The sequence below is a fragment of the Paraburkholderia sp. SECH2 genome (genome assembly GCF_030464795.1).
In the GTDB taxonomy this organism is placed as follows: domain Bacteria; phylum Pseudomonadota; class Gammaproteobacteria; order Burkholderiales; family Burkholderiaceae; genus Paraburkholderia; species Paraburkholderia aspalathi.
In genome coordinates this window covers 388,882-405,454 of record NZ_JALPRH010000001.1, presented here as the reverse complement: position 1 = coordinate 405,454, position 16,573 = coordinate 388,882, and the positions used below count along the sequence as shown (strand labels likewise).

17 protein-coding genes are annotated in these 16,573 nt (G+C 61.4%); 15 read left to right on the top strand and 2 right to left on the bottom strand.

What is annotated here, in order from left to right:
* Positions 1-66 precede the first annotated feature (66 nt).
* From accB to M0D66_RS01785, 14 genes are all read left to right on the top strand, one after another.
* Positions 67-564 carry an acetyl-CoA carboxylase biotin carboxyl carrier protein gene (accB, locus tag M0D66_RS01850; RefSeq protein WP_266208863.1) on the top strand — a complete coding sequence of 166 codons (498 nt, stop codon included), beginning with the start codon at positions 67-69 and terminating at the stop codon, positions 562-564.
* Between the two features lie 6 nt (positions 565-570).
* Positions 571-1,923: an acetyl-CoA carboxylase biotin carboxylase subunit gene (accC, locus tag M0D66_RS01845; RefSeq protein WP_211708045.1), complete on the top strand. Its 1,353-nt coding sequence runs from the start codon at positions 571-573 to the stop codon at positions 1,921-1,923.
* Positions 1,924-2,006: 83 nt separating this feature from the next.
* On the top strand, positions 2,007-2,678 hold the full coding sequence (gene pxpB, locus M0D66_RS01840) for a 5-oxoprolinase subunit PxpB (protein ID WP_054033551.1): 672 nt from the start codon (positions 2,007-2,009) through the stop codon (positions 2,676-2,678).
* The gene (locus tag M0D66_RS01835) at positions 2,675-3,682 is read left to right on the top strand and encodes a biotin-dependent carboxyltransferase family protein (protein ID WP_200650813.1); all 1,008 of its coding nucleotides are present in this window, start codon (positions 2,675-2,677) and stop codon (positions 3,680-3,682) included. Before pxpB ends, M0D66_RS01835 begins: the two co-directional genes overlap by 4 nt.
* Positions 3,683-3,685: 3 nt before the next feature.
* The gene (locus M0D66_RS01830) at positions 3,686-4,156 is read left to right on the top strand and encodes an acetyl-CoA carboxylase biotin carboxyl carrier protein subunit (protein WP_211708046.1); all 471 of its coding nucleotides are present in this window, start codon (positions 3,686-3,688) and stop codon (positions 4,154-4,156) included.
* Between the two features lie 85 nt (positions 4,157-4,241).
* Entirely contained in the window at positions 4,242-5,009 is a 768-nt protein-coding gene (locus tag M0D66_RS01825; RefSeq protein ID WP_200619686.1) for a LamB/YcsF family protein, read from the top strand.
* 172 nt (positions 5,010-5,181) lie between these two features.
* Entirely contained in the window at positions 5,182-5,940 is a 759-nt protein-coding gene (locus M0D66_RS01820) for an SDR family oxidoreductase (RefSeq protein WP_211708047.1), read from the top strand.
* A 32-nt stretch (positions 5,941-5,972) separates the two neighbouring features.
* Positions 5,973-6,983 carry a D-glycerate dehydrogenase gene (locus tag M0D66_RS01815; protein ID WP_211708048.1) on the top strand — a complete coding sequence of 337 codons (1,011 nt, stop codon included), beginning with the start codon at positions 5,973-5,975 and terminating at the stop codon, positions 6,981-6,983.
* Positions 6,984-7,332: 349 nt separating this feature from the next.
* On the top strand, positions 7,333-8,034 hold the full coding sequence (locus M0D66_RS01810; RefSeq protein ID WP_200619689.1) for an amino acid ABC transporter permease: 702 nt from the start codon (positions 7,333-7,335) through the stop codon (positions 8,032-8,034).
* Position 8,035: 1 nt separating this feature from the next.
* On the top strand, positions 8,036-8,785 hold the full coding sequence (locus M0D66_RS01805) for an amino acid ABC transporter permease (RefSeq protein WP_154559404.1): 750 nt from the start codon (positions 8,036-8,038) through the stop codon (positions 8,783-8,785).
* Between the two features lie 27 nt (positions 8,786-8,812).
* The gene (locus M0D66_RS01800; RefSeq protein WP_054033538.1) at positions 8,813-9,541 is read left to right on the top strand and encodes an amino acid ABC transporter ATP-binding protein; all 729 of its coding nucleotides are present in this window, start codon (positions 8,813-8,815) and stop codon (positions 9,539-9,541) included.
* Between the two features lie 115 nt (positions 9,542-9,656).
* Positions 9,657-10,505 carry a transporter substrate-binding domain-containing protein gene (locus M0D66_RS01795; protein WP_093641600.1) on the top strand — a complete coding sequence of 283 codons (849 nt, stop codon included), beginning with the start codon at positions 9,657-9,659 and terminating at the stop codon, positions 10,503-10,505.
* Between the two features lie 56 nt (positions 10,506-10,561).
* The gene (locus M0D66_RS01790; RefSeq protein WP_256456985.1) at positions 10,562-11,158 is read left to right on the top strand and encodes a gluconokinase; all 597 of its coding nucleotides are present in this window, start codon (positions 10,562-10,564) and stop codon (positions 11,156-11,158) included.
* Between the two features lie 19 nt (positions 11,159-11,177).
* On the top strand, positions 11,178-11,933 hold the full coding sequence (locus M0D66_RS01785; RefSeq protein WP_211708063.1) for a glucose 1-dehydrogenase: 756 nt from the start codon (positions 11,178-11,180) through the stop codon (positions 11,931-11,933).
* A 39-nt stretch (positions 11,934-11,972) separates the two neighbouring features.
* Here the strand turns inward: M0D66_RS01785 and eno are convergent, their stop codons facing one another.
* Positions 11,973-13,277: a phosphopyruvate hydratase gene (eno, locus tag M0D66_RS01780; protein WP_211708049.1), complete on the bottom strand. Its 1,305-nt coding sequence runs from the start codon at positions 13,275-13,277 to the stop codon at positions 11,973-11,975.
* Positions 13,278-13,411: 134 nt separating this feature from the next.
* Here eno and M0D66_RS01775 point away from each other — a divergent pair, with 134 nt between their 5' ends.
* The gene (locus M0D66_RS01775; protein ID WP_093641609.1) at positions 13,412-14,281 is read left to right on the top strand and encodes a LysR substrate-binding domain-containing protein; all 870 of its coding nucleotides are present in this window, start codon (positions 13,412-13,414) and stop codon (positions 14,279-14,281) included.
* Between the two features lie 40 nt (positions 14,282-14,321).
* Here M0D66_RS01775 and M0D66_RS01770 read toward each other — a convergent pair whose 3' ends face one another.
* Positions 14,322-16,553, bottom strand: coding sequence for a SulP family inorganic anion transporter (locus M0D66_RS01770; RefSeq protein WP_266208862.1), 2,232 nt, complete (start codon positions 16,551-16,553; stop codon positions 14,322-14,324).
* Between the last annotated feature and the right edge of the window lie 20 nt (positions 16,554-16,573).

The window sequence follows — 16,573 nt, the reverse complement described above, 5'->3', positions numbered from 1 at the left end:
CAGCCCCAGCGGTGCTTCGCGCACGCCAATCGACCGGCGCGCGTCCAACCGGCTACGGACTCAAAGATGGATCTCCAGAAGATTAAGGTGCTTATCGACCTGTTGGCGGACTCTCCGCTGGCCAAGCTCGAAGTCATCGAGGGCGAGGAACGGGTCAAGCTTGTGAAGGCGAAACGGCGCGGCAAGCGGGCTGAGGCGCCTTCGGGCGATGAACGTGTAGCCGTGGCGTCCACCCCGGACACCCAAGGGAGCCAGGGGGCTCAATCACCGCACGCTGAGCCTGCTCAATCCTTCGATACCCCCAATGCAGCCCCTGCAACCGCCAGCGAGCCGCAACTCGTTCGTGCGCCCATGTTCGGTGTCGTTCATCTGACGCCGGCGCCGGGCGAAGCGCCCTTCGTGAATACCGGCGACACGATCAAGGAAGGGCAGGTGCTCTGCACGATCGAGGCAATGAAGATGTTCAACGCGATCGAGTCCGAACTCAGCGGCGCCGTGCTGGAGATTCTTGTGGCTCCGGGCAGCGAAGTGGAATCCGGGCAGCCGCTGTTCCGGATCGGCTGATCGACCATGTTCAACAAAGTACTGATTGCCAACCGCGGCGAGATCGCGCTTCGAATCCAGCGCGCCTGCCGTGAACTCGGTCTGAAAACCGTCGCCGTCCATTCCGAGGCAGACGCCGATGCGCGCTATGTGCGGCTCGCCGACGAGGCGCTGTGCATCGGTCCCGCCGCGCCGGGACAAAGCTATCTGAACCGGGCCGCGATCCTGTTCGCGGCGCACGTGAGTGGCGCGCAAGCGGTTCACCCCGGCTACGGCTTCCTGTCGGAGAACGCGGATTTTGCGGCGCAGGTCGAGGCTGCCGGCATGGCCTTCATCGGTCCCGAGCCCGACTCCATCCGAACGATGGGCGACAAGGTCGCCGCCAAACGGGCCATGCGCGCTGCCGGCGTGCCCTGCGTGCCGGGCCCGGACGGCGGTCTGCCGGACGACCCCACGGAGATTCTGCGGGTCGCGCAGGAGATCGGCTATCCGGTGATCGTCAAGGCGGCGGGCGGCGGAGGCGGGCGAGGCATGCGCGTCGTGCCGGGACCCGAGCAGTTGCTAGAAGCCGTGTCGGTGACGCGCGAAGAAGCACGCCGCGCCTTCGGCAAGCCCGAACTCTATGTCGAGAAGTTTCTCGAGCATCCGCGTCACGTCGAAATTCAGGTGTTGTGCGATACGCACGGCAATGCCCTCTGGCTCGGTTCGCGCGACTGTTCGCTGCAACGGCGGCATCAGAAGGTCCTCGAAGAGGCGCCCGCACCCGGCATCGACCCAGAATTGATCGGGCAAGTGGGCGAGCGCTGCGTCGAGGCCTGCCGGCAGACGAATTACCGTGGCGCCGGCACTTTCGAATTCCTGTTCGAGAACGGCCAGTTCTACTTCATCGAAATGAATACGCGGCTGCAGGTCGAGCATCCCGTGACGGAAATGACCTCGGGCGTCGACATCGTGCGGGAACAGATCCGGATCGCCCAAGGGCACGCGTTGACGATTCGTCAGCCGGACATTCGCACGCTTGGTCATTCGCTGGAATGCCGGATCAACGCTGAGGACCCGTTCACCTTCGCCCCATGTCCGGGGAAGATTTCCGTTTGGGAACTGCCGGGTGGCAACGGCGTGCGGGTGGACTCGCACATGAGTGGCGGCGCGGTCGTGCCGCCGTATTACGACTCGCTGATCGCCAAGGTGATCACCCACGGCGCAACCCGTGAAGAGGCGCTGGCGCGCATGCGCATCGCGCTCTCGGAGATGCGCATCGAAGGCATTCGTACCAACGTACCATTGCATCAGGCCATGCTCGAGGACGCAGGGTTCGGTGAGGGCGGCGTCGATATTCATCATCTGGAGCGTTGGCTCGCAAAGAGGAAACAGACATGACGCTGACTGTTGAGCATGCGTCGATTGCGCACGGGGATGTAGTCGAACGGCTGCGTCCGGATTCACAGAGGACTGTCCTTGCAATGAAACAGGATGAATCGGAGCAGGCGCTTTGCATCAGCATGCTGGGGACGACGGCCATGCTGTTCGAAGCGCCGGGCGCGCTCGATCTGCATGCGCAACGCCGCATCTGGACGCTCGCCCGCGAGGTCGAATCATGGCCGGGCGTGCGCGAAGCAGTGCCAGGCGTGACCAATCTGATGCTGACGTTTTCCACGCCGCCCGCAGACCCGGACTCGCTCGGCGCCGCGTTGCGCGACGCGTGGGCCGCGGCGGGCGAGTTGCAGATCGAAGGGCGGGTGGTGGACTTGCCGGTGGAATACGGCGGCGAGTTCGGGCCGCATTTGCAGGACGTGGTGAATCACACCGGCCTCTCTATCGATGAGGTCGTGCAATTGCACTGCGCGCCGCTCTACACGGTCTATGCGCTCGGCAGCCATCCGGGCTACTGCTATCTGGGCGGTATGGACCCGCGTATCGCCACGCCGCGGCGCAAGGTGCCGGTGCTGGGCTTGCCTGGCGGCGCGGTGTCGATCGGCGGGGTGCAGACCGGAGTCTCGGCATCGACGGGACCGAGCGGCTGGAACACGATCGGTCATACATCGATGTCGTTCTTCGACCCCACGCGCGATAACCCGGCCACGCTCGCACCTGGCGACATGATCCGTTTTCGCGTCGAGAGGATTGTTTCATGATCGAGATACTGTCTTCGTCCGCGCTCGCGACGGTGCAGGACCAGGGGCGTGAAGGCTATCTGCGCTACGGCGTCGGCACGGCCGGCGCGATGGACCGGTTGGCGCTCGCGGTCGGCAATCTGCTGCTCGGCAATCCGGACGACGCGGCCGGCATCGAAATTCCGATGTTTCCCTTCCGCATCCGCTTCCTTGAAGATCTTTCGTTCGCCATCACCGGTGCCGATTGTTCGGCGCGCTTGGGCGACCGGCCGGTGCTGCCGTGGTGGACCGTGCATGCGAAACAGGGCGACGTGCTGACGATCGGCGTGCCGACCAGCGGCACACGCTGCTACCTGTCGCTCGCAGGTGGCGTGGACGTACCGGTGGTGCTTGGCTCTCGCAGCACGCAGTTGCGCGGCCAGTTCGGCGGCTTCAACGGTCGTCAGTTGCAGAAGGGCGATGTGGTGAAGGCAGTGGGTCTCGCCGAGCGCGTCGTGCCGCAAGATGCGGTGCTCGCCGCGGGTTTCGGCACGGTGCCGCCTGAGTACTCGTTGCCCGCACCGCTACCCCTGCCGGCAGCCGACGCAGGCGAAACCGTGGTGCGCGTACTGCCCGCCGCGGAATACGACTGCTACGAGCCGGAATCGCTCGAAGCGTTCTGGCGCGATGGGTGGAAGGTGACGCCGCAGAGCGATCGCTATGGATATCGCCTCGCCGGTCCGACCCTGGTCGCGACGCATTCGATCGAAAAGCGCTCGCACGGCATCGTGCCGGGCGTGATCCAGGTGCCGCATAGCGGCCAGCCGATCATTCAGTTGCGGGATGCGCAGCCCTCGGGTGGCTATCCGAAGATCGGCACCGTGATCGAAGCCGATTTGTGGCGGCTCGCGCAGGCGCGTATTGGTACGAAGATTCGCTTTGCTCAGACGACGTACGCGGAAGCCGTCACGGCGCTGGAAGAACTGGACAGTTATCTCGTCAGGGTGCGCAATCTCGTTGCACTGTTTTGCCCTTCCCGACACTGACACATGACACAAAAAATCGAAGTGGATATCGGCGAGCTTCGGCAGATCACGTCGTGGCTTGCAGAAGTCGATATCGAGTTCATCGAAATCAGCAAGCCCGGGGCGACGGTTCGATTGACGATGGAGCAGGCGCCTTGCTCGATCGGTGCGGATGCGCCGGCGTCGGCGCAGGCGGTTTCGGCTGTGGTTCCTGGCGGACTCGCGCGCGTAGCGGACACGGCGCAGACGCAGGCTGTCAGTATCACCGCGAAGTCGGCCGGCATCTTTCTGTCGACGCATCCGGCACGCTCAACGCCGTTAGTGAGCGCGGGCGATCACGTCAAACCGGGCGACATTGTCGGCTTGCTGCAGATCGCGCAATTGTGCGTGCCTGTGGTCGCGTCGGCGGATGGCATGGTCATGCGCTTGTGCGTCGCGCATGGCGCAATGGTCGGTTACGGAACGCCCTTGCTCGAACTTTCGCCGTCGGCGTAGACGTATATCGATAGATAGACACTGAGTCGGTGTGGTCCGCTGCGGATAGCCCGGCACAGACCGCTTAAAGAATGGAGATTGGATAGTGGAAATCGACCTGAACGCGGACCTGGGCGAAGGCTTTGGACCCTATCAAATGGGCGAAGACGAAGCGATGCTCGACATCGTCTCGTCCGCCAACGTCGCATGCGGCTATCACGCGGGCGACCCCGTCATCATGGACAAGACGGTGCGGATGGCTCTCGCGCGTCAGATCGACGTCGGCGCGCATGTCGGCTTTCCCGACATGATGGGCTTCGGCCGGCGGCAGATTCAGGCGGACCCGCTTGAACTGGCGAATTACGTGGTGTATCAGATGGGCGCGCTGGCGGGCATCGCGAAGCGGGCCGGACATCGCGTCACGCACATGAGCTTTCACGGCGCGTTGGGCAACATGGCTGCGGCGTCGTATGAACTGGCCGAGCCGCTGGTGCGGGCGCTCGCCGAATTCGATCGCGATCTGATCATCAGCGTTTCGACGAACACGGAAATCGAACGGGCCGCCGATCACATCGGGATGCGCACGGCCAACACGTTTCTCGCCGACCGTGCCTACGACGATCAGGGCGCGCTCGTCTCGCGCAAGCTGGAAGGCGCGGTCATCAAGGACCGCGCGGCCGTCCTGGCACGCGTCAAGGAACTGCTCGAAGACGGCACGATCACGACGATCACAGGCAACAAGCTCAAGATCGCCGTCCAATCGATCCTGCTGCACGGTGATACGCCAGGTGCGGTCGAACTCGCGCGCACGGTGCGCGGCGTGATCGAATCGGCGGGCGGGCGCGTCGTGCCGGTGTCGAAGCTCGTGCGATAGGCGCGAGCAGGCCAACCTGCATCGGTCAACTCGAATTGACCAACCATAAGCCAGTCTTATCGCCACAAAGCCAATCCGTCTTTGCCCCGCGTTTTCACGGCGTATACATTGGTAACAGGCTTATCGCACGCCTCAAAGGGCGACAGTTCAGAACTACAGATAGAGGTCATTCATGCCGTTTTCAGACTACAAGACCGCGCTGGTGACGGGCGCTTCGACCGGAATGGGCGCTGCGATCGTCGAGCGCTTCTGCCGTGAAGGACTCGAAGTGCATGCGCTCGCTCGCAACGCGGAACGTCTGAATGAGCTGGCGGAGCGAACCGGTTGCATCCCGCACGCGATCGACGTGTGCGATCTGCCGGCCGTCACGAAGCTGACGCAGGACGTGCAGTTCGATATCGTCGTGAATAACGCCGGCATATCGACCAAAGGCTCGATTCTGGATGCCGCTGCCGCAGACATCGACCTTCAAGTGGAAGTCAACCTGCAAGCCGTTCTGCATATCGTGCGGCTCACCATGCCGGGTATGGTTGCCCGCGATCGCGGTCACATCGTCAACATCAGCTCGATCGCAGGGATCTACAACTTCAACGGCAACTCCATTTACTCCGCGACGAAGGCAGGCATCCATGCGTTGTCGCGCCAGTTGCGAGTGGATGCGACCGGCAGACGCGTACGCGTGACGGAGATCTGTCCGGGCCGTGTCGCCACCGATATTTTTGGCCACGTGCATGGCGACATCGAGGCGGCGCGCAAGCAGTTCATCGACGGCTTCGAGCTGCCGCTGCCGTCCGATATTGCCGACGCCATCGCCTTTGCGATCGCCGCGCCGCTCGCGGTCAACATCAGCAATATGGAAATTCTGCCCACGCTGCAGGTGCCGGGCGGGCTGACGACGATCAAACGCGATCCCGCTGGTCACAACGAGTAAGTGCAATCCAGAGTTCAACTAGGAGGTTTTCCATGCGTGCATCGGTACTGGTTACCCGTGCGTCATTTCCGGACATCGTCGATCGCCTGCGTGCGAACTTCGACGTGACCGACAACCCTGACGACACGATCTGGACGCAACCAGAGCTGATTGCCAGGCTGCAAGGCAAGGTGGGGGCCATGACGGCCGGTAGCGACCGCATCGACGCGACCCTGCTCGACGCTTGCCCGCAGTTGAAGGCGGTATGCAATATTGGCGTGGGCTACAACAACGTCGACGTGGAAGCCTGTACCGCGCGCGGCGTGCTGGTCACGAATACGCCGGACGTCCTGACGGATACCACCGCCGACTTCGGCTTCGCGCTGATGATGGCAACGGCGCGCCGCATCACCGAGTCGGAACATTTCCTGCGGGCCGGCGAATGGACCAAAACCGGACGCTTCGACATGTTCGTCGGCAACGACGTGCATGGTTCGACGCTCGGTATTCTCGGCATGGGACGTATCGGGCAGGCCATTGCGCGACGTGGTGCATTCGGCTTCGGCATGCGCGTGATCTATCACAATCGCTCGCAACTGGCGCCCGATGTCGAAGAGAGCTGCAAGGCGCGCTATGTCGACAAGGAAACGCTGTTGCGCGAGTCGGATCACCTGATCGTCGTGGTGCCTTACTCGGCCAGCTCGCATCACGCGATTGGCGCCGCGGAGCTCAAGCAGATGAAATCGTCGGCCACGCTGACCAACATCGCACGCGGCGGCGTAGTGGACGATGCCGCTTTGGCGGTGGCGCTGAACGAAGGCAGCATTGCGGCGGCCGGTCTGGATGTATTCGAAGGTGAACCGGTTATCTGCCCGGCGCTTCTTGCGCAAAAGAATGTGGTGCTCACGCCGCATATCGGCAGTGCGTCTGTCAGCACGCGGCGCGCGATGGCCGCGCTTTGCGCAGACAATTTGATCGCCGCTCTAGGGCACGGCGCAGCGGCCGGCAAGCCGCCGACACCGGTGAACCCGCAGGTACTGGCGCGCCCGACAGCCGCAGCCTGAGCGATGACAGGCGCAGCATGCTGCGCCGGTGTAGTACCGCCGTTGTTTCTCAAGCGTGAGCGCTCCGACAAAGGGGCGCGCCACTGACGATGAGGCGCCCGCAGAGGCGCTACATACTGGAGACAAACACCATGCACAACCACGCCTGTCGCATTGCCGCACGCCGTTCCGATTCATCATTCCCGAAACTTATTGCACCAGAAGAAAGGCCTCTGCAACAGCCTTTTTTCGCGAGCTAGTATCAATTCAACACGGAAGTCAATGACGGCTTCCGGGGGAATGACGATGGTGCCGCGGGTCGAGTCAGACCGGGATCATCGCTTCGATCCGAATCATTGGGACGTGCAACATGAAACTTCATTTTGACCTGGCGACGGTGCTGCGAGGCGACTATGGGGCGCTGTTTCTCCATGGGATCGAACTCACCCTCGCGATGGCCGCGCTGGCGTGGATACTGTCACTGGTGGTGGGCATTCTTCTCACGCTGATCCGCCTGACCAACAATCGCCTCGCGACGGCGTTTGTCGCGTCATTCGTGGCCTACCATCGCAATGTGCCGATGCTGGTCCAAATCCTGTTCTGGTACTTCGGCATTTCGAACGTCCTGCCGGAATCGGTGCAGACCGTGCTGAACCACTACAACGGTCAGTTCATTTTTGCGGTCGTGGCGATCGGCCTGTGCAGCGCAGCCTATCTCTCCGAAGATATCCGCAGCGGATTGCGTGCGATTCCCTACGGTCAGTACGAAGCGTCGCGAGCACTGGGTCTGAACTTCCTGAACGTCATGCGTTTCGTCGTGCTTCCGCAAGCGCTGCGCAATGCAATTCCGCCGATGGTCAATCACGCCGTCCTGCTGTTCAAGAACACGAGTCTCGCAATGGCGATCGGCGCGGCGGAACTGACCTATGTCACCCGGCAGATCGAGAACGAAACCTTCCTGTCTTTCGAATCGTATTTCATCGCCACGGCGGTGTATCTCGGCCTCTCCCTCGTCATCATGCTGTGCGGCGCCAAAATCGCGATGCACTACCGCATTCCGGGAGTGAAGTGACATGTTCGATATCCTGCGCGACAACTGGACACTGCTGCTCATCGGGCAGTATCCGCATGGCCCGCTAGGCGGCATCGTACTGACGATCTTGCTGTCGCTTTCAGCGCTCGTCATCGCATTTCCCCTGGGTATCCTGGTCGCCCTGGCACGCATCAGCCCTTTCCGGTTTTTGCGGGCGCCGGCTACAGGTCTCGTCTACATGGTGCGGGGCATCCCGCTCCTGATGGTGATTTTCTGGGTGTACTTTCTCGTGCCTGTTCTGACCGGTTATCCGGTCACCGGGTTTGTCACGATGCTGTGCGCGCTCGTTATCTATGACTCGGCCTATCTCGGGGAAATCATCCGTGCGGGCATCGAGGGGCTGCCGAAAGGGCAGACGGAGGCCTCGAGAGCGCTCGGCATGAGCTACATGAAGACCATGCGCGCGGTCATTCTGCCGCAAGCGCTTTACAACGTGGTACCGAGCATGGTCACGCAGTTCGTATCGACGATAAAGGAAACCTCGCTGGGTTACATCATCAACGTCCAGGAAATCTCCTTCGCGGCGGATCAGATCAACAACCGGCTGCTGACGAAGCCCTTTCCCGTGTACCTGATTCTTGCCTTGAGTTACTTCGCGCTGTGTTACGCGCTCACACAGCTTGCGCAGTATCTGGAGCGGCGCGTGACGCGCAAGCGGGCCGGTGTCGCATCGCGGACCCAGAAGGCGGCCAACGTTGCGCTGACCGATCCGCTGCCCACCGAGAACTAGGCGCCCAATCACTTCGAGGTATTTCGCATGATCAAGTTTTCCAGCGTCAACAAATGGTACGGCGAATATCACGCTCTCGTGGACGTGAACGCCGAAGTTCGCAAAGGCGAAGTCGTGGTGGTCTGCGGACCATCAGGATCGGGTAAGTCGACACTGATTCGCACCGTCAACCGGCTCGAGGAGATTAACCGTGGGCAGATCTTCTTCGACGGTCAAAACATTCACGACAAGAAGCTGGGTCTGAATGCTTACCGCAGCCGTGTCGGCTTCGTGTTTCAGCAATTCAATCTGTTTCCGCATCTGTCGGTGCTGGACAACATCACGCTTTCGCCGATGCGCGTGCACGGCCTCAAGCGCGCGGATGCGGAACGTAAAGCGGCTGATCTGCTCGCACGCGTTGGTCTGTCGAACAAGGCCAGTGCGTTTCCGCCGCAATTGTCCGGTGGCCAGCAGCAGCGTGTTGCGATTGCGAGAGCACTGGCGATGGATCCGCCGGCAATGTTGTTCGACGAGCCCACCAGTGCGCTCGATCCGGAGATGGTCGGCGAAGTGTTGAACGTGATGAAGAGCCTCGCACAGGAAGGCATGACGATGATGTGCGTCACGCATGAGATGGGGTTTGCACGCGAGGTTGCCGATCGAGTCTGGTTTATGGACGCAGGGAAGATTCTCGAAACGGCTGAGCCGGAGGAATTTTTCTTGCGCCCGAAACACGAGCGGGCGCAGCGATTCCTGTCCGATCTTCGCTCGCATTGAGGCAAGCAAGGCGGTATGGCCTTCGCGGCACAGATTCAGATTCAGATTCAGATTCGGTTTGACCACCGTTGATCAGCAGTCGATTGCTTTACACATAAACTTCAGGAGCATCACGATGCAGGTAAAGAAGATTTTCGCGGGGATGTTGGTCGTTGGCGGCGCGGTTGCATCGATTGCCCCGGCACATGCTGATCAATTGGCCGATATCAAGGGCCGCGGCGAGTTGAGCTGCGGTGTGTATTCGAACGTTGAGCCGTTCTCGTATCCGAACGCGCAGACGCGCCAGCTCGAAGGCATGGATGTGGACCTGTGCAACGCGGTGGCGAAACAGTTGGGCGTGAAGGCGAAGCTCGAACCGTTGGCTGTCGAGGCGCGCATTCCGCAATTGAAGCTGGGGCGCGTCGACATTGTGGTCGCCAACCTGGCCTACACCAAAACTCGCGCCACGCAGATTGCCTTTAGCGACTCGTACTACTCCACCAAGGAAGTTCTTGTCGTGAAGAAGGCCGATGCTAGCAAGAAGCTGACCGATTTCGCAGGCCAGAAAATCAGCGCTGCCGACGGCTCGACATCCGCTCAGTCGATTCCAATTTCGATCAAGGATGGCCAGGCGGTGACCTTTCACGATACCAGCTCGGCGTTTCTCGCACTCGAGCAGAACAAGGTCAAAGGCTTCGTGACCAATCAGATGACCGCCACGAAGATCGCGAAGCAGGTGGATGGCACGGACGGCGCGGTGGCGATCGCATCGGAACCGATGCTGATCGAGCCGATCGCAGTGGGCTTGCGCCAGAACGAGCCGGCCATGCTGAGCGCGGTCAACAAGGCCCTGGCTTCGATGGAGCAGAGCGGCGAGATGAGCGGTATCTTCGACAAGTGGCTCGGACCGAAGACGCCTTATGGCCTGACCCGGACCGACAAGGTCACGCCGATCGACCAGCTCAAGTTCACGCCGGTGTCCTGAGGCGGAAAGTGTGTGATGCAGGGGTGCGCTTTCATCCGCGCGCCGCTGCCGGTTGAATGGCCGGCGCGATTCTTTGGATGGCGTGCCGCGACGACGTAGCTGGATTTTGCAACGTGACACATAAAATAGTGGTGATGGGCGTGTCGGGCTCGGGTAAGTCGACACTTGCACGTGAGTTGGCCGTGGCGCTGCAGGGCGTTTTCATCGAAGGAGACGAGCATCACTCGGCGGAAAGCCGCGACAAGATGTGTCGCGGAATCGCGTTGTGCGACAGTGACCGCGAGCCGTGGCTGGACCGCCTCGCCGAGCTGGTGGATGATACGCATGGAACGGCCGTACTGTCCTGTTCCGCGTTGAGACGTTGCTATCGGGAGCGCATGCGCGCGCGTGTCGCCGGGCTGAGATTCGTGTTTCTCGACATCACCTTGGCCGCAGCGGTTGCACGGGTTTCCAGGCGCCTGGATCATGAGTTTCCAGCGACATTGGTGGCGAATCAATTCGCAACGCTCGAGTCGCCTGTCGGTGAAGAGGGTGTGCTCCACCTTTCCGCTTCGCTGCACAGTGCGTGCGGTCTGAGGGAGGTCATGCAATGGCTGGGCGCGCCGGACGGTGCTGGATGGAAGTCGGACGAATTAGCGTTGAAGAGGAGTTGAGTTGAACAACAATCTGAAGATGTTCGATCTGTCGGGGCGTCGTGCTCTGGTTACCGGGTCGAGTACGGGTATCGGTTATGCGCTGGCCAAAGGATTGGCAGGTGCCGGCGCTGAAGTGATTCTGAATGGCCGCAATGGGGCCAGGCTCGCAGAGGCTGTCAGCCGTTTGCGCGATGAGGGCGCGACTGTTCATGCCGCGAGTTTCGATGTGACGTCGGCCACGGAGGTCGACGCGGCAATCGCCGATATCGAACGCGAAATCGGTGCGATCGACATTCTCGTCAACAACGCCGGCATGCAACGCCGTGCGCCGCTCGAACAGTTTTCCCATGCTCAATGGGAAGAGCTGATGAAGACCAATGTCGACAGCGTGTTCCTGGTCGGTCAGGCGGTCGCGCGGCACATGATCGCTCGCAAGCGCGGCAAGATCGTCAACATCTGTTCGGTACAAAGCGAACTGGGCCGCCCCAACATCGCGGCCTACACCGCGAGCAAAGGCGCGGTGAAGATGCTGACGAAGGGCATGGCAATCGACTGGGGACAACATGGCATCCAGGTCAATGGACTTGGGCCGGGCTACTTCAAGACGGAGCTAACCGAAGCGCTCGTCAAGGACGAAACGTTCAGCAACTGGCTGATTGGACGCACGCCATCGCGACGCTGGGGCGATGTGGAAGATCTCGTCGGTGCTGCCGTGTTTCTGGCGAGCGACGCGTCGAACTTCGTGAACGGCCATATCCTTTACGTGGATGGCGGCGTGACTGCTACGTTGTAGGGCGTGGCTCAGGTTGTTACTGGCATGTTGCGCGGCACGTCATGCGACTTGCGTGCCGCGCAGCGAGCGAGCCGCGAACGGTGTCGCGCCAGCAAACGTTGCCTGCGAACCCAATTCGCGCTCGATACGGATCAACTGATTGTACTTTGCGGTCCGGTCCGTGCGAGAAAGCGAGCCTGTCTTGATCTGGCCGCAGTTGGTCGCGACGGCGATATCCGCAATGCTAACGTCTTCGGTTTCTCCCGAACGATGTGAAATCACCGCGCTGTAAGAGGCGCGATGGGCCGCTCTGATAGTAGCCAGCGTTTCGCTGAGCGTGCCGATCTGATTCATCTTGACGAGTATCGAGTTCCCCATGGATGCGTCGATACCATCCTGAAGCAGCCGTTCGTTGGTGCAGAAGATGTCGTCGCCAACGAGCTGGCATTGGCTGCCGAGCCGGGACGTCAGCAATTTCCAGCCGGCGTAATCGTTCTCGGCGACACCGTCTTCGATAGAAACGATGGGGTACGCGGCCACCAGTCGGGCCAGATAGTCGACTTGTTCTTCGATGCTGCGCTCAGTGCCTTCGCCACGATAGACATAGCGTCCGTCCCTGAAGAACTCGCTGGACGCCGGGTCTATCGCCAGCGCGATATCGACGCCGAGTCTATACCCCGCCTCCTCGACTGCGGCGACGATCAGATCGAGCGCTTCCTCAGCGGTGCGCAACGGAGGGGCGAAGCCGCCTTCATCTCCAACATTCGTATTGAACCCCCCACGCTTGAGCGCGCCACGAAGCGTATGAAAGACCTCGGCCCCCATGCGCACACTGTCGGCAAACGATGTTGCGCCTGTCGGCAAGATCATGAATTCCTGGAAATCGAGCGGATTGTCGGCATGTGCGCCGCCATTGATGATGTTGATCATCGGAACCGGCAGCACAGACGCCTGCACCCCGCCAAGATAACGAAACAGCGAGGTCCGGCTGAACGCGGCCGCGGCGTTCGCTGCGGCCATCGAGCAACCGAGAATCGCGTTCGCGCCGAGATGTTGCTTGTTTTCGGTGCCGTCGAGTTCGATCATGGCTTGATCGATGTCACGTTGGGCCGTGGCGTCCATGCCAATCAGCGTGTCCTGCAGATCGGTGTTGACCGCATTGACTGCCACGCTGACGCCTTTACCCAGATACCGGCCTGGGTCGTTGTCGCGCAACTCGACGGCCTCGCGTTCTCCAGTTGAAGCGCCAGACGGCACCGTTGCCCGGCCTTTCGAACCATCGTCCAACGTGATCTCGACTTCAACCGTGGGATTGCCTCGGCTGTCCAGGACTTCGTAACCCACGACCTGCGCGATCCGGCTCATTTTTTGACCTCCTCTACGATAGAAAAACTGTCCGACCAACTTCCAATGAACGTGAAGATACGCACTCGTGTAGCATTCGAAAACCGAGTTTTATTGCGAAGTTGGTCAGTTTTTTTAACGAAGGGATCTTTCCGGTGCGTACACTTCCCCCGCTATCTTTGTTGCGCGCGTTCGAAGCAACGGCCAGAAACGGTTCCGTGACCAAGGCGGCCGAAGAGCTGTTTCGAACCCACGGTGCGGTCAGCCGTCAGTTGAAGCTGCTTCAGGAGCACGTCGGCTCAGCGCTTTTCGACAAGGAAGGCACAGGGTTGAAGCTGAATCAGCACGGGCAGGACCTCTATGTGCTCGTCAGCTCAGTGTTCGAGCAACTCGAGCACGGCTATGCCAGGCTGCAGGCTCAGGTGCAGGGCTCAGGCTTGCATGTGGCATGCAGCGCGACGTTTGCGATGCGTTGGCTGGTGCCGAACCTTGCCGATTTCTATCGCGCGCGTCCGGACATCCGGATCCGCCTGTCCATGACTTCGGCTCGAGAGATCAGGACGGAAGGCGCTGATCTTGTCATTGCGTGGGATCTCACTTCGTATCCCGAGGCGGACCGTGCCCGTGCAATTCCGCTGGCACCTGTCGCTTTCGGGCCTGTATGTACACCGGGCAACAGGCGCTCGGCAGCAAAGGGGACGCGTATCGCGCACGACTTCACATCGAGTGCGTGGACGCATTGGGAGGCACAGACGGGCACCAGAATTGGAACCGGTGGCCGGATCACGTTTCCCCATACACACCTTTGCATCGAGGCGGCACTGTCCGGTCTGGGCGTGGCGCTCATCGAGAAACGGCTTGTAAGACGGGAGCTGGACGAAGGGCTTCTGGTGGCGCCTTGGGGATTTGTTCAGCTTCCGTTTGGATTGATGGCCTTGCCTGCCGCAGGGCGAACCTCGCCGAAGGACCTCAACGAGTTCATAGCCTGGTTGCGCGCGCGGCTTGAATATACGGACGCTAGCTAGGGCTGCTGTGCGGATGGTTGCTTTACTTCCAATGGCAATCTCAATGCGCCGCGCGCAACGCCTCGTCAGCGAGAGCTAGCCGTGACGCCATGACCTTGACGACAAATCGATGAACTTGCTGCGCGGTCTCGGGATCGTCCTGTTCAAGCGCACGTAACGACTCGAGCGTCAAACGCCGGACACGCGCGGGACCCTCAGCAAGCACGTCCGCGCTGCGCACTTGTCGCGTGTACACCGCCATTTCACCGACGATGGTACCAGGCCCAAACGAACGTAATCTGAAGGACCTGCCGTCCGCGAGCGGCAGTAAGACGGTGACACGCCCGCGCTCGACGAAGTACATGGCGTCCCCTGGTTCGCCGTGACGGAACACCGGCTGCCCCGCGCCAAGCTCGCGCACTTCCAGAAGGGCCAGCAGCCTTTCAAGCGCGCACGACGTGAAATGCGGCGCGAGCATCGCCTGGAAATCCTCTTCGCCGCGCGGCAGCGCGCGTGAGTCCGACGCGAGAACTGTGTCTTCAACCCATTCCAGCCCGGCGTCCAGCGTAGCGAACTCGTGAATCCGGAGGTTCAGCGTGCCGGTCTTCAGGAGCAGGTCACGCGAGCGTGCCGGCAGCCCCGTCAACACCAGGTCTGCGTCAAGCGTTGCGCACAGTTGCCTAAGCTTGACGAAGCTGACCGATACCGACGCGTCCAACCCGTTGGTCGAAGCGAAGTCGAGCACGACAAAGCGGACGGGTACCGGCCCGTGCTGGGTTAGCCGTTCGCGCACGCGCTGCAAGATCGAATTGGCGGTGCCGAAGAAGAGGAAGCCCTGCAAACACGTTCCGCACACCTGTGCGCCTAGTTCGTGAAGCCGTCCGGTTGCCTCGATACTGCGCTCGACATTCGATGTGCGCGTACTGCCATCGAACTCCATCCGGACGCAACTGATACGGCCGTACAGCAGGGCGAACATCACACAGGCGGCGATGACGCCGGCCACCACGCCCGGGACCACACCGTAGAACGCAATGGCGCCCAGAATCAGCGGTACAAGCAGATACTCATACCAGTTGAGCTGGCGATATGCGCCCACTAGCCACTGGATCAACAGGCGTAGTCCCATGAAGAGCTGCAGCCCGACCAGCACCGGCACCGGAAATAGCGCCACCAGGTCCGGCGAGACGGCCAGTACGAACAGACACGCGAGGGAGGCGAATACGCCCGCCATACGGCTTGTCGCACCCGCGCGTGCGTTGAGCATCGATCGGTTGTACGACTGATAGCCGACCATTCCGCCTAACATCCCGCTCGCGATGTTGGCGATGCCGGCCGCCCGCATTTCGCGGTTCAGATCGATGTCTTCGCCCGTGGCCGCGCCAATCGCCGTCGAATTCATCAGGATCGTGATTGCCGAGATCGACGTGACCATGAGTGTCTCCGGCAAGTGCGCAGCGATGGCCGACCAGTCGACGCTCCCGTGCGCCAGCGATGCCGGCAGATGCAGCTCTGGAATCCGCATCGCGTGCAGCGCCGCGCGCGGAAGCAATAATCCCGTGTTGCGAGCGTCGTCGATCGACAAGCCTTCTGCAAGCAGGAGCACGTAAAACAGTGCGACGCCGAATGCAAGCGTGATAGGCAGCGCCGCAGCGTGTTTCCATGTGCGCGACAGGAGCGTGGCTAACGCGCACACCACCACAGCGGGTGCCCATGCCAGCCAGTTCAGATGCGTCACCAGCGCCAATGTGTGCCAGTTCAAGGGCTCGCCGGTCACGACCCGAAACGCGCCGGCTAGCAGGAGAAAGCCCGTGCCGGCCAGGAAGCCGCCTACGACCGGATAAGGCAGGAATTGCAGGGAACGGCTGCGCTTCGACGAACCGACCGCATACAGAATGACGCCTGTCACCACGGAACACAGCGCGATGGCGATCAGCACCGTCAGCAGAATTGTCTGCGGCGTACCGCCATTAGCGCGCACGCTGCTCGCGACGCCGGCCGCCACACCGGCAAGAAACGCCGTCGCGTTGCCGTCGGGTCCGGCGATATTCATGCGCATCGAACTCGTCAAGGCGATCACCAGCGCGGTCACGACGCAACTGATGAAGGCGGTGGGTACGCCAAGCTCGGCGTAACGGGCGAGATCCGCGCTGAAGATCAGGGTGCCCAGGCTCATTGCGTAGCAGAGCATGACCAAGGTCGACACCATGCCGGCCGACAGGTCTCCGACCAGGCCCGTGATGCGTGGCGCGGAGCGGGCAACAGGCGAGGAACCTGTGGTAGCTGGCTTCACGGTGCCTCCCGGTGAGGGCG

What these genes read in the sequence shown, in the direction of transcription:
- accB (WP_266208863.1), top strand. Translation starts at nt 67, where the DNA reads ATGGATCTCCAGAAGATTAAGGTGCTTATCGACCTGTTGGCGGACTCT.
- accC (WP_211708045.1), top strand. Translation starts at nt 571, where the DNA reads ATGTTCAACAAAGTACTGATTGCCAACCGCGGCGAGATCGCGCTTCGA.
- pxpB (WP_054033551.1), top strand. Translation starts at nt 2,007, where the DNA reads ATGAAACAGGATGAATCGGAGCAGGCGCTTTGCATCAGCATGCTGGGG.
- M0D66_RS01835 (WP_200650813.1), top strand. Translation starts at nt 2,675, where the DNA reads ATGATCGAGATACTGTCTTCGTCCGCGCTCGCGACGGTGCAGGACCAG.
- M0D66_RS01830 (WP_211708046.1), top strand. Translation starts at nt 3,686, where the DNA reads ATGACACAAAAAATCGAAGTGGATATCGGCGAGCTTCGGCAGATCACG.
- M0D66_RS01820 (WP_211708047.1), top strand. Translation starts at nt 5,182, where the DNA reads ATGCCGTTTTCAGACTACAAGACCGCGCTGGTGACGGGCGCTTCGACC.
- M0D66_RS01815 (WP_211708048.1), top strand. Translation starts at nt 5,973, where the DNA reads ATGCGTGCATCGGTACTGGTTACCCGTGCGTCATTTCCGGACATCGTC.
- M0D66_RS01810 (WP_200619689.1), top strand. Translation starts at nt 7,333, where the DNA reads ATGAAACTTCATTTTGACCTGGCGACGGTGCTGCGAGGCGACTATGGG.
- M0D66_RS01805 (WP_154559404.1), top strand. Translation starts at nt 8,036, where the DNA reads ATGTTCGATATCCTGCGCGACAACTGGACACTGCTGCTCATCGGGCAG.
- M0D66_RS01800 (WP_054033538.1), top strand. Translation starts at nt 8,813, where the DNA reads ATGATCAAGTTTTCCAGCGTCAACAAATGGTACGGCGAATATCACGCT.
- M0D66_RS01795 (WP_093641600.1), top strand. Translation starts at nt 9,657, where the DNA reads ATGCAGGTAAAGAAGATTTTCGCGGGGATGTTGGTCGTTGGCGGCGCG.
- M0D66_RS01790 (WP_256456985.1), top strand. Translation starts at nt 10,562, where the DNA reads ATGGCCGGCGCGATTCTTTGGATGGCGTGCCGCGACGACGTAGCTGGA.
- M0D66_RS01785 (WP_211708063.1), top strand. Translation starts at nt 11,178, where the DNA reads ATGTTCGATCTGTCGGGGCGTCGTGCTCTGGTTACCGGGTCGAGTACG.
- eno (WP_211708049.1), bottom strand. Translation starts at nt 13,277, where the DNA reads ATGAGCCGGATCGCGCAGGTCGTGGGTTACGAAGTCCTGGACAGCCGA.